18 protein-coding genes, 1 tRNA gene and 1 riboswitch are annotated in these 18327 nt (G+C 52.3%); of the genes, 12 read left to right on the top strand and 7 right to left on the bottom strand.

Annotated elements, in window-relative coordinates; translation table 11 throughout:
- The first annotated feature begins 58 nt into the window (after positions 1-58).
- The 5 genes from JC200_RS17190 (at position 59) to JC200_RS17175 (ending at position 5824) form a co-directional block, all read left to right on the top strand.
- Positions 59-514, top strand: a complete 456-nt coding sequence (locus JC200_RS17190) for a hypothetical protein (protein ID WP_274432923.1) — start codon at positions 59-61, stop codon at positions 512-514.
- A gap of 605 nt (positions 515-1119) precedes the next feature.
- Positions 1120-2397 carry a putative bifunctional diguanylate cyclase/phosphodiesterase gene (locus JC200_RS17185; protein ID WP_274432922.1) on the top strand — a complete coding sequence of 426 codons (1278 nt, stop codon included), beginning with the start codon at positions 1120-1122 and terminating at the stop codon, positions 2395-2397.
- A 296-nt stretch (positions 2398-2693) separates the two neighbouring features.
- Positions 2694-3506, top strand: coding sequence for a MerR family transcriptional regulator (locus JC200_RS17180; RefSeq protein ID WP_274432921.1), 813 nt, complete (start codon positions 2694-2696; stop codon positions 3504-3506).
- A gap of 1142 nt (positions 3507-4648) precedes the next feature.
- Entirely contained in the window at positions 4649-4762 is a 114-nt protein-coding gene (locus JC200_RS24500; protein ID WP_443111920.1) for a zinc ribbon domain-containing protein, read from the top strand.
- Positions 4763-4900: 138 nt separating this feature from the next.
- A complete protein-coding gene (locus tag JC200_RS17175; RefSeq protein ID WP_274432920.1) occupies positions 4901-5824 on the top strand; it encodes a hypothetical protein in 924 nt (307 codons plus the stop codon).
- A gap of 488 nt (positions 5825-6312) precedes the next feature.
- Here the strand turns inward: JC200_RS17175 and JC200_RS17170 are convergent.
- A tRNA-Leu gene (locus tag JC200_RS17170) sits at positions 6313-6399 on the bottom strand.
- Positions 6400-6692: 293 nt separating this feature from the next.
- Between JC200_RS17170 and JC200_RS17165 the strand changes: the two genes are divergently transcribed.
- Positions 6693-7481: a phosphosulfolactate synthase gene (locus JC200_RS17165; protein WP_274432919.1), complete on the top strand. Its 789-nt coding sequence runs from the start codon at positions 6693-6695 to the stop codon at positions 7479-7481.
- Positions 7482-7512: 31 nt separating this feature from the next.
- Complete coding sequence (locus JC200_RS17160) at positions 7513-7902, top strand: VOC family protein (RefSeq protein ID WP_443111919.1); 390 nt, start codon at positions 7513-7515, stop codon at positions 7900-7902.
- On the opposite strand, the gene JC200_RS17155 is transcribed toward JC200_RS17160, so the two are convergent.
- Both JC200_RS17155 and JC200_RS17150 read right to left on the bottom strand, forming a co-directional pair.
- Positions 7899-8693, bottom strand: coding sequence for an ABC transporter ATP-binding protein (locus tag JC200_RS17155; RefSeq protein WP_274432917.1), 795 nt, complete (start codon positions 8691-8693; stop codon positions 7899-7901). The genes JC200_RS17160 and JC200_RS17155 overlap by 4 nt on opposite strands.
- Positions 8694-8715: 22 nt before the next feature.
- The gene (locus tag JC200_RS17150) at positions 8716-9678 is read right to left on the bottom strand and encodes a DMT family transporter (RefSeq protein ID WP_274432916.1); all 963 of its coding nucleotides are present in this window, start codon (positions 9676-9678) and stop codon (positions 8716-8718) included.
- A gap of 174 nt (positions 9679-9852) precedes the next feature.
- Here JC200_RS17150 and JC200_RS17145 point away from each other — a divergent pair, with 174 nt between their 5' ends.
- From JC200_RS17145 to JC200_RS17135, 3 genes are read left to right on the top strand one after another with little or no spacing between them, the layout of a single operon-like run.
- On the top strand, positions 9853-11577 hold the full coding sequence (locus tag JC200_RS17145; protein WP_274432915.1) for an ABC transporter ATP-binding protein: 1725 nt from the start codon (positions 9853-9855) through the stop codon (positions 11575-11577).
- Complete coding sequence (locus tag JC200_RS17140) at positions 11574-13508, top strand: ABC transporter ATP-binding protein (RefSeq protein ID WP_274432914.1); 1935 nt, start codon at positions 11574-11576, stop codon at positions 13506-13508. The genes JC200_RS17145 and JC200_RS17140 overlap by 4 nt, the downstream gene beginning before the upstream one ends.
- Before the next feature lie 56 nt (positions 13509-13564).
- The gene (locus JC200_RS17135; protein ID WP_274432913.1) at positions 13565-13867 is read left to right on the top strand and encodes a hypothetical protein; all 303 of its coding nucleotides are present in this window, start codon (positions 13565-13567) and stop codon (positions 13865-13867) included.
- Between the two features lie 5 nt (positions 13868-13872).
- Here JC200_RS17135 and JC200_RS17130 read toward each other — a convergent pair whose 3' ends face one another.
- Positions 13873-14136 (bottom strand): hypothetical protein, encoded by a 264-nt coding sequence (locus JC200_RS17130; protein ID WP_274432912.1) that lies wholly within the window; start codon positions 14134-14136, stop codon positions 13873-13875.
- A gap of 157 nt (positions 14137-14293) precedes the next feature.
- Between JC200_RS17130 and JC200_RS17125 the strand changes: the two genes are divergently transcribed.
- Complete coding sequence (locus tag JC200_RS17125) at positions 14294-14596, top strand: hypothetical protein (RefSeq protein ID WP_274432911.1); 303 nt, start codon at positions 14294-14296, stop codon at positions 14594-14596.
- A 141-nt stretch (positions 14597-14737) separates the two neighbouring features.
- Here JC200_RS17125 and JC200_RS17120 read toward each other — a convergent pair whose 3' ends face one another.
- Positions 14738-15571 carry a LysM peptidoglycan-binding domain-containing protein gene (locus tag JC200_RS17120; protein WP_274432910.1) on the bottom strand — a complete coding sequence of 278 codons (834 nt, stop codon included), beginning with the start codon at positions 15569-15571 and terminating at the stop codon, positions 14738-14740.
- Between the two features lie 7 nt (positions 15572-15578).
- Positions 15579-15723: riboswitch (cyclic di-AMP (ydaO/yuaA leader) on the bottom strand.
- 158 nt (positions 15724-15881) lie between these two features.
- Between JC200_RS17120 and JC200_RS17115 the strand changes: the two genes are divergently transcribed.
- Positions 15882-16085, top strand: a complete 204-nt coding sequence (locus tag JC200_RS17115) for a DUF378 domain-containing protein (RefSeq protein ID WP_274432909.1) — start codon at positions 15882-15884, stop codon at positions 16083-16085.
- Positions 16086-16165: 80 nt separating this feature from the next.
- On the opposite strand, the gene JC200_RS17110 is transcribed toward JC200_RS17115, so the two are convergent.
- Positions 16166-16957, bottom strand: coding sequence for a class I SAM-dependent methyltransferase (locus tag JC200_RS17110; RefSeq protein ID WP_274432907.1), 792 nt, complete (start codon positions 16955-16957; stop codon positions 16166-16168).
- A 65-nt stretch (positions 16958-17022) separates the two neighbouring features.
- Positions 17023-18303, bottom strand: a complete 1281-nt coding sequence (locus JC200_RS17105; protein WP_274432906.1) for an ABC transporter substrate-binding protein — start codon at positions 18301-18303, stop codon at positions 17023-17025.
- Positions 18304-18327 lie beyond the last annotated feature (24 nt).

Genomic DNA, 18327 nt, shown 5'->3' with positions numbered 1-18327 from the left:
CCATAACGTGAACTTCACTTGTATTCTGAATGCACGATGACAAAAGGAGAGATAAAAGATGTCGCAAGTCGGTGGAGAGAAGGTTGTGCCTAACGGGCTCGAGGCCATTCAGTACTCAATCGATTTCGTAACAGCCATCCTCTTGCTGACTGGCCGTATCACCACGACGGGTATTTTTGTCGTCCCGGAAGGTTTCTATCTATCCGCGACCGGACCCATTTTGGGAGGGACCGTTTCACGAGGCAAGACACAAGCACTCTCCTACGCCTTTGGTATGATCAATGTATTATCCGCGCTCTTACTGATACTCAATGTCATTCGTGTCACCGGGCCATACATCACTAGCAGACGGGCGTTCATCGTATTCTCCGGGGAACTCTTCGGCATCAAGGAAATTGCCGGAGTTGTACGAATGAAGGACATGAACCCCCGTACGGCAGCACAGTTGGGCCGGTATATTCGCACGCAAGCCCTATCTATTACCGATCAAAATAATGCCCACGAGAGAAGGTAGAACACTATGGAAAAAGCTAACGAGTCTTTCAAACTAGGTGTTCGATTCTACGCTATTGCGTTTCTGGTCGTGTTTTATTATTTCTTTACTCAACCCGTCAATCGGGCAACTTCTGTCGAGCAAGAGTGACAACAACCTCAGAGATACCTCACGTACCCATCAAACCCCAAACATTACAGTAGTCCCTTGGCATTGAATTCACTCAGTTTACGATTGTTTCCTACTCAGCGCCGATGCTGAAAATATTTATCACAATCACACCCGCTCGCCCCAATTGCCGCTGTATATGCCGACCGCGATTGTGCTAGAATTCTGTCGATTATTGCTGAGCGAGAGGGGATCACTTTGTGACCAAGGCATTAACACACGACTTCAGGAACCGCATAAAACTGTTTGCAGGACTACTACTGATTGAAATAGTGTTCGAAATAGTCGTGTACGAATGGTTAGGTAACTATCTATTCGGTACCGTTTGGCATTCCCGCAGAACGCTTGAACACGTAGTACATTCTGCATGGCTTCTGGCGGTCACCACCCCCACCCTGTTTTGGTACGTGTCCCGGCAGTTACGTGTTCAATCACACCTACACCAGGACATGTGGAAAATGGCCCACTATGACGAGCTGACTGGGCTGCCCAACCGCCGATTAGCATACATCAAGATGAAAGAACTTTTGTCCGGTAGCATTCGCTCGGGCGACTCAATGGCAGTTCTCCTGATCGACCTGGACAGGTTCAAAGAAGTCAATGACTCACTTGGACACGACGTTGGCGATGAGGTGTTGAAGATTGCTGCTGGACGCTTCCGAGGTGTTCTTAATAATGGAGCGGTCGCGGCACGACTTGGTGGAGATGAATTTTTAATCATGATCCCGGTTGTGTCAATGGAAGAAGCTGTCCAAACAGCCGACTCACTGCTCGAACGACTCCAAGAGAAGATTACATGGAACGGATATGAGTTTTATTTGACCGCCAGCATCGGCATTGCGCTGTGCCCTGTGAGTGGAGACACGGTCTCGTCTGTACTGAAGAGTGCGGACCTCGCGATGTATGAGGCGAAGCGAGACGGGAAGAATCGCTGGCACATTCACATGGAGGCCTTACAGGAGAAGCTCTACTCGACTTTTCGGCTGGAAAATGACTTGCGAAGAGCTGTGTACGAGCGAGACCAGCTATTCCTAGAATTTCAGCCTCAGGTAAACGTTGAAACCAACCGGGTGGATTCCCTAGAAGCGCTCATTCGATGGCAACACCCGACTCTCGGTGTGATCCCACCGTCAGAATTCATACCGATTGCTGAGGATAGTGGCCTGATTGTCAAGATAGGGGCACTTGTACTTCAGACCGTCTGCGCCCAATTGAATGAGTGGAAAAAACAAAACAAAAGTATCCTTCCGATTGGTGTCAATGTATCTCAAATAGAACTAGCACAACCAGACTTCGTAGACAAGTTCTTGTCCGTAATTGCCGACTATAACATCGACACGTCTTTGGTTTGTATTGAGGTCACCGAAACGTCGTTAATGAAGAACGAAAGAGAAGTTCGAGACAAACTGACGCAACTAAGGCAGCGTGGGATTCACGTGATGCTAGATGATTTCGGAAACGGATACAATTCTCTAGGGGTATTGCGGCAACTTCCGATTGACACGGTCAAAATTGACCGGACATTTGTAAGGGACATTCACAGCAGCGTTGCGGACCGCTCGCTCTTTTCTGCCCTCGTCCACCTTGCCCACTCCTTTTCTCTCACTGTGCTAGCCGAGGGAGTTGAACACCAGCAGCAACTCGCTGTCGTCAGCGAAGAGCGCTGTGACCAGTACCAAGGACACCTATTTAGTCGCCCCATCACAGCGAACAAAGTCGCGGTTGACTATTTGTGACATAACGCCATGATGCGCAAACCAGCAGGCAGAGCCGCCTGCTGGTTTGCGATGTTTCTATCTCCATCAAGACACATCAAGGTGTGACGGACACCGATAGTCTGCTTGTTTTCCCGGGTGAGTCTCACCAGCACAGTCCATGTGTCAGAATCGCCGTCGTCCTGCCGCAGACAGTAAAACAGAATGTAGACTAAAGCCCCTCCTGTGAAAGTCTCAAAGACGGAAAAGTCCTTTCAAAGCCCTTGAGTACGACGCTACGTAATAAGTTACGCTAGATACGCAAGGGGGTGGGCCGATTGACTCGGCAACTTTACCATACGAATGAATTCGCAAACAAATCGTCCGTTTCTGTACGTACGCTTCAGTTCTACGACAAGAAGGGGTTATTATCGCCTTCGGCGTATACCCAGGCTGGGCACAGGCTATACTCAGACGATGATTTGGTTCAATTGCAAAAAATTCTAGCCCTTAAATATCTTGGATTCTCTCTCGAAGAGATAAAAAATCTCATGCACCAAGGAGGCAAGGATTTTCCTTCTGCACTTTCAGAGCAAAAGGAAATGTTACTCGACAAACGACGACAGATTGACACCATCATTACCGCGATCGAGAAGATTGAAGCGATGGAGACTGAAAGATTGGACCACGAAGCTGTAGTTAAGGTCATTGATGCGATTCAATCCGATTTGAAGTCCGAGTGGGCAAGCAAGTACTTATCATCGAACGAACGGAGAACTTTACGGGAAATTGCCAAACAATCATTCTCCGATGACGTCTTGCGGAAGCTGGCACAACAGGAGTTTACCGAGGAAATGCATCAACAATATGGTCACTTTTACGATGAACTTAGACGCTTGGTCGAAGAGAATACAGACCCAGCCAGTCAGGAGGCACAGAACCTAGCTCAATACTTGACTGATTTAAACAGGCGACGCTCTCAGGGATGGGATCAAGAGATACTCACGGGAATGAAGAAGTCTTGGGAAACGTTCAATTCGTTGCCAGATGACAAAAAACCGCGAATGTACGCCCTCACGTTGAACGAAAGAGATTTTATTAAACAAGCTTGTTTAATAATGCATGGACAAAGAAGCCAGGAAGGCGACTAGCTGGCAAATGTTCAGTTTCCTTACGTCGTTGTTGCGGACCTCATTATTTGGCGGATACGACGGCTAGTTTAACCATGGTGCCAAGAACGGGACTTGAACCCATTCGGGGTTACCCACGGCAGATTTCACGTGTACTAATCGCGATGTATGCAGCTCCAGGTAGATGCCCTGAGTGCTGTAGCGGCGCGGGTTTACTAAGACCGAGATCAAATAAAATTTCATTGGTGCAGACTAGTTAGGCGCACCACAGGCGCACGCAAAACAGTCCTTCAGGGACTGATCTCCTTGCCGAAAAACAAGCAGGTCACTAAAAGCGCGCCCGGAGTCGATTGGGCATGTAGACATTAAAATGCCCCTCAACACTTACTCGCACGTCCTCCCCACTCTGACACAGGATGTGGAAAAGAAGCTCGCGGACCTGTTCTCCGAAAAGGTTGATTATCAAAACCCGGCTTGGCTGGTCAATGCGGACCGACCTCATCTGATGTTTCCCTAAGCTTGAAAGGTATATCGAATTCGAGAGTCGTATATTGGTAGTAGAGGAAATATGGAACTCTTGAACTAGTTCTCAGACGAGGAGCACTATCTCAAGGGTTTTCGTTCTTGTACTCTCAGGACGTTACTTGCGGGATGAAGGAGTTCCGATTTTGCGCGGAGGTGGTCAAGTGGGCTCAGCAAAATTCGTTGAACGGTGGGCTAAAGTGAGAAACAAAGGACGAACTAGGTATGTGCTTCGCGCCTGCATACTTTTTGTGGTTTCTTCAAACATTGGAGCTGTAATCGGTGACCTCCTGGGACACAAGCAAGCACTGTTTTTTATTCACAGTTCAGTGTCATATCTCTCCGGCTTATTATTCGTATTGCTTGTCGGCGCCTTTACCGCTGTGCGTCTGTGGAGAATCAACGAGAGAAAGTTTGAAAGACTTACTGAAACTAGACAGACTCCTCATTGAAGAGCGGCTGTGTACACTCAAGCAGGTGTCCTATCTCGTTTTCGCAAAAGGAGAAGATCTCCTCGTCACCGCAAAGCGGTTCGTGAACTGGCGCGATTGCATGTGCATGTCGCGAATCAACGCAAGGACTACGCACATAAAGTGTCTCAGTCAGCAATGTTCGAATTGCGGTGAAATCATCCCCAAAAACTGTCAGAGCATATATACAGGTGCGAACACTGTGGCTATGTTCACGACCGGGACGTAAATGCTGCACAAAACATCTTGAAACGTGCATTAGCCAAGCGCTTCAACTTGGCTTAAACTGAGCCTTCAGAACGTAACGTAGGCGGTTGCGTCATGCATGTTCTGAGCAGCCACTGCCTTTAGGCATGGGGAGTGGACACACTGATGATCCTATAAAGGTGCGAAGCTCCATGTGGTGCAGATGAGGAGGCTGGAATGGATAACAAGACCCCCATAGACAAGGTGTCAATACGTGGCTGGCTAGTTTTCATCGCTATAGTATTGTGGATCACAGCAATCGGCGGTGTGGTGGCGTTCACGGAATCGTTGGTTAGCAAATTGTTTTGGCTAGAGCAGCTGTTGATTCTTGTAAACACAATACTCTCGCTTATCGTACTGGTGTTCTTCGTGCAAAGAAAACGTAGGTTCGTTCCCTGGTTTATTGTATTACTTGCATGGTCGGTTCTTGGTGCTGGTGCTTCGTCAATGCTCCATTACACAAGCACCTTTTCGGTTGTATGCACGATCGTTGGAGATATTATCCTGGCACTCTATGTCCTGCGTTCTGAGCGGGTTAAAAACACATTTAGCGTCAAGTTCTCCGACCGAGGCATGAAAATTACATGGCTTACCGTCGGGCTACTCGTGCTTGTTTGTGTAGGGTGGGTAATCTTTCGCACGTATCCGCGGCATATTGCTCTATCACTCAAGGGTGTGGAATATGAGCTCGGTGCACCAAAACAAGGTGTCAAACCTGTGACCCTTCAATTAAATGGAACTTTACACAGACCGTTGTGGGGCAAGCGAGTATTTGATGGAACCGTAAATATCAAGAACGCAACTATTCCGAACAAGGACAATGGGGAAACCTTGAAGATTGTTTTCAATCCAGGTTTCGGCGGTGAAATCCTTTATTTTAACTGGAAAACCAGGGAATTCTACGACTATGGGCAACTATACGTAAATGAAGAGTTCAACACCTTCACGATTGCTGTATACAAAAACGAAGGAAAGGGATTCGGCTGGAACGGTGGAAATGGACTTATGATTACCGTCCCAGCAAATACGCGGGCGCAAGCCCTGCAAATTTCAAATACTCTAATGAAATCGCAACTGATGCCTGGTCATCCGCTGAAATGATTGTGAAGCCTCTTCGGTACCTTACTAGCGGGAAAATTCTTGTTGCATGACACACGCTCACTATGGAGAACACCGTTTCGGCTATTCTTCTGTTTCTTGTTGCACTATACGTCGCAATCAACGTCTCATGCATACTGCATCAAATGAACCTGTCAGCTCTGTACTACGCTGGGTAGAGCTCTTCGCTCATCTTCTCGATGTCCACCAACCACTTGAGCTTCTCATGGCCGCAAATGTTCATCCGAAGATCGTCGCAGAGCGATTGGGACACTCCACAACGAACCTAACTTTGGATACCTACAGCCACGTGGTCCCTGGAATGCAGGAACAAGTCGTACAGACACTGGAGGTCCTTCTAGGCGCACAAAATGTGAACAAAAACACGTAGGCGCACTGAAGGCGCACTGCCTCCCCAAACACAAGTGAAACGCGAGACCCCAAGAATCATCTAGATCCTCGAAATCCCGCGCCACATAAGGCTTTTCAGTTGGTGCCGAGGACGGGACTTGAACCCGTACGGGGTTACCCCCGGCAGATTTTAAGTCTGCTGCGTCTGCCGATTCCGCCACCCCGGCGCATCTTAGACAGGAACGGCTCGGTCGACCGCTCCCTCGCCCAGTATAATATAGCACGATTTTCTCATTTAATCAGTGCCATTACGCAAACTAAGTTCCAATACAGGCGCATCTCCGCTGCACTGTTCTTGTTTGCTGTTTGCAAAGGCGTGTGACTGGCAACTTGACTGTCTCAACAATTCCTTTAAATTCGACTTCAAGGTCATTTCAATCGCGTCGGAATAATGTCATACTGTCCACTAAGGATTGGCCTGCATACTCGGGTCGATACAGGAAGGGAGTCCGAAGCAAGGATGATTGAGGACGTACTCCAGGGGGAAGACAATCTCCTTCTGCCATCTCGTCCGCCGAAACCACGAGAAGACGGCTGGACTGTGCTGATCGACAACGGCGTACCACTGCGTTACTTCCAGGACATGATTGAGTCTGGTCACAAGTACGTTGACCTGGTGAAGTTTGGGTGGGGAACTTCCATTGTGTCTGACCACATTGGAGCCAAGATTGACTGGTTGAGAACACACGGCATTGACTACTTTTTTGGCGGTACGCTGTTTGAAAAATTTTTCATTCAGGGTAAAGTCGACGCCTACAAACGCTATTGCCACCAATACGGCTGCAGATACGTTGAACTGTCTAATGGCACGATTGACTTGAGCAACCAGGCAAAGGCAGAGTTAGTACACGAGTTTGCGAGGGACTTTTTGGTTCTGAGTGAAGTCGGCTACAAGGATCAACAGAAATCGATCAACCTCTCCCCTGTTCGCTGGATTGAATTCATGAGACAAGACCTTGAAGCTGGTGCCACCAAGGTCATCACCGAGGCGAGAGAATCGGGAACAGGCGGCATCTGCAGAACGAACGGGGAAGTCCGCTACGGCTTAATCGAGGAAATCCTGGATTCTGGGATTGAGCACAGTCGGATTATCTTCGAAGCACCGAACAAAACACTGCAGACCTACTTCATTGAAAAGGCAGGCAGCCAAGTGAATCTCGCCAATGTCGCCTTCACAGACGTCATTGGCGTCGAAACTCTGCGGCTCGGCCTGCGCTCCGATACGTTTATGCTGTTTGAAAACAGCTGATCTCTGTGGAGGTGCTCACCTGGTGCGCGACATGCACAATGTCTTTCACTTAGCCATCCCGGCTCGTGACTTGGATGAAACATACGACTTTTACGTAACGAAGCTCGGTTGCAAACTTGCCCGCAGATACGCGGACCGCATCACGCTCGACTTTTTTGGCGACCAGGTGGTCTGTCATCTGTCGAACGACTATGCAACGGAACCGAAGATGTATCCCCGGCATTTTGGCATCACGTTTAAGGACAAGCTGTCCTTTGACAATTTGTACAAGCTCGCGAAACAGCGCGAGATCCCGTTTTTTGAAGATATGGGCCGCCGCTTCGAAGGTTTAATTGAAGAACACCTGACATTCTTCCTCATTGACCCGTCAAACAACCTGCTCGAGTTTAAGTACTACTTTGACGACCGCATGATGTACTAACTGGCCAACACTCGGATAAACGGGCGCCCGTCCTGCCAGTTGACTTCAAGCGGCACGCCGAACGCTTCACTGAGTTGGCGACTGGTGAGGGCCTCTTCCTTAGTCGCTGCATAGTGAATCGAACCGTTTCGCACGAGCAGCGCATGGGTAAACACCGGCAGCACCTCGTCTGGGTGGTGCGTGACATAAACCAATGTCGGACCGCCTTGCGCCTGTGCGAGTCGACTGACGGCGGCTAGCAGTGTTTCCCGTGCAAACAGATCAAGCCCAGTGCACGGCTCGTCCAAAATCAACAGCTTCGGGTCAGCCATCCACGCGCGTGCGAGCAGCACGCGCTGCTTCTCGCCCTGGGACAGGGCAAAATACCTGCGGCCGGCCAACGAAGCAGCGCCAAACTCCGCCAACAGTGACTCCGCACGTTGGCGGTCTGCGTCTGTCGGCACATCGTACAGGCCAATGGAGGCGAACTTCCCGCTCGCGACGACGTCAATCACCGCGTCGGTGGGGTGTGAAGCGTAGACGCGCTCGGCGAATGCGTTGCTGACCCATCCGATGTGCTTGCGAACTTCGCGCAGGTCCACTTCGCCAAAACGGTGACCGAGAACTTCAATCGCGCCTCGCGTCGGCCACAGGTAGCCGTTGACGAGATTGAGCAGTGTCGTCTTGCCTGATCCGTTGTTGCCTAAAACCACCCAGTGCTGTCCTGCCTTGACTTCCCAATCCACGTCACGAACAATGGGTTCTGGATTGCGATAGGTGACGCCTTGCAAGCGAATAACTGACTCACTCATTCCCGGTCATTCCCCCTAATCCTCAACTCTCCTCAGCGACTGAGACAACGCTGAGGCTCGCAATGATCAGCAACGCCCCGAGGCCTTGCACTGGACTCAGACCTTCTCCCAGCAACAACCACGCGAACACGGCTGTCCAAACGGGTTCCATGTTGAAAGCGAGCGCGGCTTCGGTCGCTGTGACGCGTGCTTGCCCCCGAGCCTGCAAGAAAACTGCGACCACCGTCGCCACCACAGCGAGGAACAGCATGGCCGCCCACTCTGTGACCGTCCAGTGAAACAACCCTTTGTAGATACTTGGGTGAAGCAGCCCTTGGACCAACATGATGATTGACACCGAGATGCCCGCTCCGAGTGACTGCAAACCTGCCTGTTCGACTGAAGTCATGCGTTTGGATAAGCTGGTAGTACCGATGATTTGAGCAGATAACCCGGCTGCGGCGAGCAGAGACCAGAGAACCCCAATGTGCAAATGGAGCGATATGCGTCCAAGCAGCAAAGCCATCCCACAGACACTTGCAACCGCGGCAACCCAGACGAGTGGCTTAGGGAGCCTTCTGCGCAACAGAGCGACACCGAGCGGCGTAAAAATGACGTACATCGCGGTCAAGAAGGCAACTTGATCAACCGAAATCGTGTACATGCTCCATGTCTGCCAAAGCACGGGAATACCGAGCATAAATCCGGTTCCAATACCGAGAGCGAGGTCGCGAGGCAAGAATCGGCGCCGTAACACCCACGGCAGGAACAACACTGCTCCTGCGCTGAAGCGGAACCACAGCATGACGACTGGGGACATCACCATTTCGCTGCGTAGCATGACGATGTTGCTAAACCCCCAGATTGCGGTCACCAAAACGATCGACCCGATGCCGATAAACCACGACCGCGGCAACCTTCTGCGGCCGGGTCGAACCGCACCTTCCGAAGTCTGCAGTGACGCTTCCATGATCACGCCCGCTCCCCCGCCTCCCAACTGCGTCATAGTCACCATCATAGCGCAGACTTCACTTGGCGTGGAGGGGGTCGGACTCTTTCCAGCCAATGATTTATTGGTTAAAATAACAGCGAGGATGAGGCTGCATCCATCAGCACACGCAGCCTTTCAGTCTGCCATCCGACTTGGCAGACTGGGAGTGCCTCACGGGGGTGACCTTCGGTGCGAAAACTACTACGTTATTTATCGCCGCACAGCTTGGCTATTGTCGGGGTGCTTGTACTCATTTTTCTTCAGTCGATGTCGACGTTGTACTTGCCGAATCTGATGCAAAACGTCGTGGATATTGGCATTGTCCAAGGCAACATTCCCTATATCCTGCACATTGGTGTGCTGATGCTCCTCGTCTCTGTCGGCGGTGTGGCTTGTTCGATTACGGCCAGTTACCTGTCGTCAGACGTATCGTCGAGCTTTGGCAGGACTTTGCGCAGTCTGGTGTTTTCGAAGGTCGAGCAGTTTTCCTTGCACGAGTTTGACCAACTCGGAGCGGCTTCGCTCATCACGCGCACCACAAACGACATCACGCAGGTGCAGCAACTTGTCAATATGATGCTGCGGTTGATGGTGCTGGCACCGATGACGGCCATCGGCGGAATTATCATGGCAGTGACCACAGATGCCAAACTGTCGCTGATTATTGTTGTGGTCATCCCCGTGCTGAGCATCGCCATCTTCTTGGTCATGCGCAGAGGGGTGACACTGTTTCGGTCGATGCAAAAGAAGATTGACCGCATCAACCGCGTGCTGCGGGAATCACTAACCGGCGTCCGAGTGATCCGTTCATTTGGCCGTGCAGATTACGAGGAAGCGCGTTTTGACGCGGCGAACCGCGACCTTACTGACACAGCCGTTCAGGTCAACCGTTTGATGGCGCTGATGATGCCACTGATGATGCTCATCGTGAACGTGTCGACCGTAGCGATTCTCTGGTTTGGTGCCAAGCAGATTAACCACGGCGCCATGCTCGTTGGCCAGTTGATGGCGTTCATTCAGTACGTGATGCAAATCCTGTTCGCAGTCCTAATGGTCTCCATGATGTTCTTTATGTTCCCTCGCGCGACAGCGTCTGCAGACCGGATTCACGAAGTGCTCAGTGTGTCGCCTGAGATTCGCGATAAAGAGACGCCGAGTCACTCTAAGCGTGATGGCTTCGTCGAGTTCCGAGACGTGACGTTCAGTTACCCCGGAGCGGAGCAACCCGCGCTCTCTCACATTTCCTTTTCTGCGCGGCCAGGCCAGATTACAGCGATTATCGGCGGCACGGGTGCAGGGAAATCGACGCTGATGAACCTGGTTCCGCGCTTCTACGATGTCGACAGCGGCCAAGTCCTTGTCGACGGAGTGGACGTGCGGGACTACTCACAAGAGGAACTGCGCAGCAAAATCGGCTACGTTCCGGGAAACACAGTCTTGTTCAGCGGCTCGGTTGCAGACAACATTCGCTATGGCCGTCCAGATGCAACGTTGGACGAAGTACGGCACGCAGCAGAGGTCGCACAGGCAGCGGAGTTCATTGAGGCGCTTGAAGGATCGTATGACGCTCGGCTCGCGCAAGGTGGGCAAAACCTCTCCGGTGGACAGCGTCAGCGTCTGTCGATCGCCCGCGCGCTTGTCCGTCAACCCCTTGTGTACATTCTCGACGACTGCTTTTCGGCACTCGACTACACAACGGACGCGGCGCTACGCGCGGGGTTGCGACAAGAGACTGTGGGTGCCACGGTGCTGATGGTTGCGCAGCGAGTCGGCACCGTGATGGACGCAGATCAAATTGTCGTGATCGACGAAGGAACGGTTGCCGGAATTGGGACACACAATGCTCTGCTTGCCTCGTGCCCTGTCTACCGCGAGATTGTGGAGTCGCAACTCGGCGAGGGGGCGAGCGCATGAACGCACGACGGGGGCCACAAACTGTGACAGGTTCATCCGCTTACGGTGGACCCGGCGGGGGACAGCGAGGCGGGTTTGGCGGCGGTCCACAGGCGCTCGGACGGCCAGTAGAAAAACCGCGGAATTTCCGCCGCACACTCCTGCGCTTTTTAGGCTACATGGCGCCTCAGTGGCCGCGTCTGACGGTGGTAATCGGCGCCGCCATCGCAAGCACTGTCTTCAGCATCTTCAGCCCACGGGTGCTTGGGGGCGCTACGACCCGCATTTTCGCGGGTGTGCTATCCCGTCTACACGGTGGCAGCGGCGGGATTGACTTCGCCTACATCGAGCGCACCATTGCCATTTTGCTCGGGCTATATCTGTTCAGTGCTCTGTTCAGTTACGTACAACAGTACATCATGGCCGGTGTCGCGCAGCGCGTAGTCTATCAGATCCGCCAGCAAGTTGACCAGAAACTGAGTCGCATGCCGTTAGAGTTTTACGACTCGCACCCACACGGAGAAGTGCAAAGCCGCTTTGTCAATGACTTCGACAACATCAGCAACACACTACAGCAGAGTTTGACGCAGTTCATTACGTCCATTGTGACCTTCATCGGTGTGATTGTGATGATGCTGTCCATCAGCCGCATCTTGACCGTCGCGGTCGTGCTGACGCTTCCGCTCAGCTTGTGGGTGACAGGAGCTGTAGCAAAGCGTTCACAAAAGTACTTCATGGGGCAACAGCGCACACTCGGGCAGTTGAACGCACATGTCGAGGAGATGTACACGGGGCACCCAATCATCAAGGCATTCGGTCACGAACGAGCAGCGATTGCAACGTTTGAGTCGGTAAACGAAGAACTCTACCAGACCGCCAAGCGGGCTCAGTTTATCTCCGGGATCATCATGCCGATGATGAATTTCATTGGCAACCTCGGCTTCGTCTTTGTCAGCGTCATCGGTGGCATTCTTGTTGCCCGCCGGTCGATTACCATTGGCGATGTGCAGGCGTTCATCCAGTACGCTCGCCAGTTTTCACAGCCGATTACCCAACTCGCGAGCATCGCCAATATTATTCAGTCGACGATGGCATCTGCTGAACGGGTGTTCGAACTGCTCGATGAACCAGAGGAACGCCCTGACATGGCGACCCCAGTCGTCCTCACAGAGGCGCGTGGGGCAGTCAGTTTCGAGTGCGTCGTGTTCGGCTACCACCAGGACGCGCCCGTGATCCGCGACCTCAGCCTCGACGTGAAGCCGGGTCAGACAATCGCCATCGTTGGACCGACGGGTGCCGGCAAAACAACCCTCGTCAACTTGTTGATGCGCTTTTACGAGGTACAGGACGGCCGCATCACGATTGACGGGCACGACATCACCACGCTCCCTCGCGAAAACCTGCGCAGTCTGTTTGGGATGGTCCTGCAGGACGCGTGGCTCTTCAACGGAACCATTCGGGAGAACATCGCGTACGGCCGTAAAGACGCTACAGAGACCGATGTTGTGACAGCAGCAGTTGCGGCACGCGCGGACCACTTCATCCGCACGTTGCCAGATGGCTACGATACAATGCTAAATGAGGAAGCCAGCAACCTGTCACAAGGACAGCGGCAGTTGCTGACAATCGCCCGTGCAGTGCTTGCCGACCCGGCAATTCTCATTCTCGACGAAGCGACCAGCAATGTGGACACACGCACCGAAGTGCAGATTCAGTTGGCTATGTCATCACTGATGAAGGGGCGGACGAGCTTCGTGATCGCTCATCGGCTGTCCACGATTCGAAACGCTGACATCATTTTAGTCATGGATCACGGTCGTTTGGTCGAACAGGGGACGCATCAGTCGCTGCTCGCTGCAGGCGGGTTTTACGCGAAGCTGTACGAGAGCCAATTTGCGTCCACGGGATGGCAGCCAGAATTTGACTGGCCAACAGTGCGGGAAGGAACTTGAAGTGCGAAGGCGAATACGTGAGAGTGTGACTTCACAATCGGGAGGCGAAGTGTGGTTTGCGTCGATCTAACCGCTTTCTTCAGTATTTAGGCATTACGGTGTTGGCAATTGTCTCGATGTTTGTTCTGGTCGCCCTCGTTGGGTTCATTAACCGTTTGATTCAGCCGCTTTCTCCATACGGAGACGTCCTGCTGGTGACGCCGCTGTTCGTGTTTATCTACACACTGATTCGACACCGTGCCGTTAAATCTCCGCGCTTGTTAACTTACGGCATTGCGTTCCTCGCAACTGCAGTCTTAGTTGCCATCTTCATTGCACTGATCGCCCTAACGCTCGGGGCCGTCAGTGGACTTGGCTGAGGGTCTCACACTTTTTGAAACGATGCTTCTCCGTACCGCGGTTCTCCGACAGGCGTGCCGTCTTTGGTCACGGCAGATTGCCGAACTTGTTCCAAATAACCAAGTTGCCCACCCTTCGTCATGGTGAAGCGCACCCGCTCTATACCTGAGCTTGTCTCATATGTCCAAGTCACTCCCTCCGGTTGCCAGTCGCCGCCGCGAAGTTCAACATAGTACTGCAATACATCTGGAAACGCCGCGAAAATCAGTTCCATCTGTTCGGCCAACATCGCTTTCCCCTCCTTTTTCGCAGGATACATTATAATTTGGAAAATGCCACTCCGGTGAATATTTTTTTGTTTTGGGCGAAACAGTATTGTGTCACTACAGGCAGACATACATGAAGAGTAACTACACAATCTGAGAAGTGGGGAGTTAGGGTTGACTATGTACGCGACCACCATCAGATTCGTCCTTGGACCCGATACGCAGTGGGAGTCAGAACACATTGCGGACGTCGTCGCGGGGATGCTGAGCAATCAACGCGGGTGTGAGTCGTTTGTCTTTCTTGGTGACTACGAGATAGGAGAATATGAGTGGATCGTGTTTTGGAACAGTCGCGAGGACGCCGCCGTCGCCTACGAACAACGCTACTCCCAGTTCTGCGCTATGATTGGCGACGGGTTTCAGTGGCGACCGGCCATTCAGTTGTTCCAAGTCTACGACGCCAAGTACACTGCTTCTTCCTAACCTTGCAGGTCGCGGAGGAAGGTCGTCACTAGCTCTGTTTACCTCGATGTACCGACCGTTCTCCCCGACCTGTAACCCATTTTTTCGCAAGGTGCAGTTCACTCTCGGTTCTGCCTTTCACCAGGCCCGTCGCTTACCAGCTCACTTTGCAAACACGAGCGGCCCGATTGTCTTGAGAATCGGTTGCCTGCGCACCCAACTCGTTCCCGGCGTTTTGGCTGGGTTATAAAACACCATCGCGCCTGGCACAACATCTGAGCTGTGGTCGAGAACATCCACTGCTGCTTGGTCGCTCGCTGCTGACGGGGTGCTGTAAATCATCCCGTTTGCCACGGATGTGAACTGATAGTGACCACTGATCACCTGAAACACGACGTCGTGAACGGTAGTTCCGTACCCACCAGCTTTCAGTCGGTGCATGACTACGTCACCTACGGCAATTTGTGCTTGCAATGAGAGACCGCCAGCCTCTGCATTGATCACTCGTTCCATCCAGTACAGATTCTGCTGAGCCGTTGTCAGATTCTGAGCGGTCGCCGCGGCCCTTGTGGTAGTAGATGGCTGGCTTATCTTGGCTGGCGGAGCCGTTTTCGAAGCTGGAACAGTAAGGGTTGTTCCCACTTGCAGGTTCATCGGGCTCACGTGGGGATTCGCAGCTTGTAGGGCTTGTACAGACAGGCCGTGGGCACGGGCAATTAACCACAGTGTTTGCCCGGGTTGGACGACTACGGTATTGCTTGCGGAAGCCTTGGCAGGGAGTTTCAAAACAGTTCCCACCTGAAGATTCATCGGGTTCACGCTTGGGTTCGCCGCCTGAAGAGCCTGCACCGTAGTGCCGTATTGCTTGGATAGGGTCCACAGTGTGTTCCCGGGCTTGACAGTTACTGTTTGTGTTGTTGCCGCAAGTACGGGCGAAATGCCAAACGCAAGCACAGCCGCCGCAGCTACAGCACCGGTAATCCAAGTTCTACGCATACTGAAATCATCCTCTCGTTTATGGCCTCCGAGGTTAGTTGTCGGGCTCGGGTGACGAGAACACCCTGTGAAGTTCCACTTCGCCCATAGTCTTTGCAGACAGTAAATCCCCCGTACATCGACTCTCATCGATGACTCGGCCTACTTCCCGTGCAGTATACCATGGGCCGTATGACGGTTAAACGCGTAAATGATGGTAGTGATGTCAGAGACAAGTTCGGAACTGCGAATAACCCTTACAGCAAAGGGCAGACTATAATGTGAACCAATAAATTACAATCATTTGCGAAAATGCGGGAGGGTGAATGATGTGAGGGCATTGAACCGAACGGCGTTGGTCTTGGTTATCATTGGCGCTTTAAACTGGCTGCTTGTGGGGCTATTCCAGTATGACGCTGTGGCTGCCCTTTTCGGCGGAGCAGGCAGTATCATCGCAAGAACCGTCTATATCATCGTCGGCATCGCCGGGCTGTACTCGATTTCGCTCTTGTTCGATCGAGAAACAGTGGTTTAAGGACGCCAGAATCTGGACTTTGGACGGGGCGAACTCCCCCGGCGTGAGTTCGCCCCGTCCCTCACATTCAACAAACTGTTCTACGGTGTTATCGACTTTCGCCCTGAGAACAGAGCACATGTGAGTGAAAAAGACCTCGGTTGCCCCCCCATTACGTCGATCTCGATGTGTTGTCGCTCTTCTGCCCCGCTCGGAGGCTGTTGCAACAAGCGAACGAGTTCCTCGCGTACGTCTCGAGGTGTTCGGCTGCGCGCCACCCAATCGTCAAAATCCAGCATCAAGTCCCATGTCACTACCTCATCATAAGCAAGTCCTGCGGAAACAAACCATGACCGGTACTCAGAACGCCGTGGCTCGCGAACATGGGAAGGGTCGCGCAGTCGATTGAGGTGATTGACGTACGTATCAAGGACGGGGTCTTCAGCTGCATAGTGGTCCGAAATCAACAAACACCCGCCAGGTTTAAGAACGCGGGCCGCCTCTTCAATGAATCTCCTCGGATCCGCAAAGTGATGGACCGCATACCGGCAAGCAACCACATCGAACGTTTCATCTGGCCACACGAGATTCTCAGCGTCGCCCACACAAAATTCAACGTTTGCCACACCAACTTCAAGTGCATATCTCTCAGCAATGGCGACCATGGACTCTGTCAGGTCCATACCTACACAAGACGCTGCTCGGCGTGCAAGTGCAATCGCCGTATGCCCTGCGCCACAACCGACATCGAGAACGTGCTCGTTGCCGGACAATTGTGCAGCGTCCACTAGATGCGTTAAATCATCTCCTTGTGAAAACAGCGGCGAGTCGAGATAGTCCTGCGCAATCCCCGAGAATTGGTTCCTAACTCGTTCTTTCAACTCTTCATTCATGCGCATCCCCCCGAAAAGGCTCGGGACATAAGGCTGACGCCCTCTGTCCCGCCCAACACACTGAATCAATAACCAAACAAGCTCGTCGCGGAGACATCCGTCACCTTGACTAGGTTGCCTTTCGCGTCAAAACCGTCCGCTTCAAAGGCACCCGTCACGTTGTGATACTGGTTAAAGTCTTCCGGACCACTCGCACCTTGGTAGTTGATCTGTTGACCGGCCTTAATGGCTGCAACAGCCGTCTTAAAGTCATAGACCTGCGTACCCGGGCCGTTTGCGACCTTTTTGATGTAATTGACGTACACGGATGGATTCGACGACTTGGCTTCAATCATCGCCAATGCAATGATGTTCATCGCGTCGTAGCCGTTGTTCGAGAGAATCACAGGCTGCGTGCCCTGCCAAACTTGTGCATAGTATTGATTATAAAGTGTCGAAGCTTGCCCCGTGTTGCTCGCACCTTGGACAGAGGTCAGTTCCTTCTGCGCATAACTGAGGCCAATTGCCTGCGCAAACTGAGTAGATGCTGTCACGTCATCCCCAATCAGCGGAATGTTGCCGCCGCCGAGCTGTTGCAACTCAGAGAAGAACGTGGACGCTGTTTGCGGATCAAGTTGCGTGTAGATCACTTGCGGCTTCGCTGCGATCAACTTTTCAACTTCGCTTCGGTACGAACTCTGGTCCGGTACAATCTGCTGGTCAAGAACCACATTTACGCCGTGTTTTTGCAGAGTACTTTTAATCGGTCCATCCAAGGTCTGCGCAGACGAGTTGGACCCAAGGACGATGGCCGCCTTCGTGTACCCTTTGACCTTCGTCCCGTAGTATGCCATCGCGACACCCATCTGCGAGTCGGACGGTGTGACGCGGTAGATGTACTTGTACTGCATATTGTCGAGCTGCGTCGTGCCGCCAATCGCCATCGTCACCAGTTTATCCTGGTTCAACATGTTAATCACGGACGTGATTGTCAGTGAAGACGGGCCAATCATCGCAGCCGGGTGAGCCGTACTCATCACCTGTTGGATGGCCGGGACAGCGTCAACAGGGTCGCCGACTGTGTCCGCTGTAACAATGTTTAACTTCTTTCCAAGTACCCCGCCGTTGGCGTTAATCTCCTGGACAGCCACTTTCACTCCGTTCAGTGTGTCCGGACCGATAAAGGCTTCCGTCCCGCTGAACGGAGCTGCCACCGCAATGTTGATAGTATTGGAAGATGACCCTCCGCTCCCAGTGGAACCCCCAGACGAATTCGAAGCAGTCGAACTGCCAGCCGAACCACAGCCCGCGACAACGCCAGCGGACAAAAGCAAACTCGCCAATGCAAGCTTGTAACCTTTGTGCATCACATGAATCCCCCTCCAGATTTG

It is taken from the genome of Alicyclobacillus sp. ALC3 (genome assembly GCF_028751195.1).
In the GTDB taxonomy this organism is placed as follows: Bacteria; Bacillota; Bacilli; order Alicyclobacillales; family Alicyclobacillaceae; genus Alicyclobacillus_L.
The sequence above is the reverse complement of the archived record's forward strand: the minus strand, read 5'-3'. Positions and strand labels throughout refer to the sequence as shown.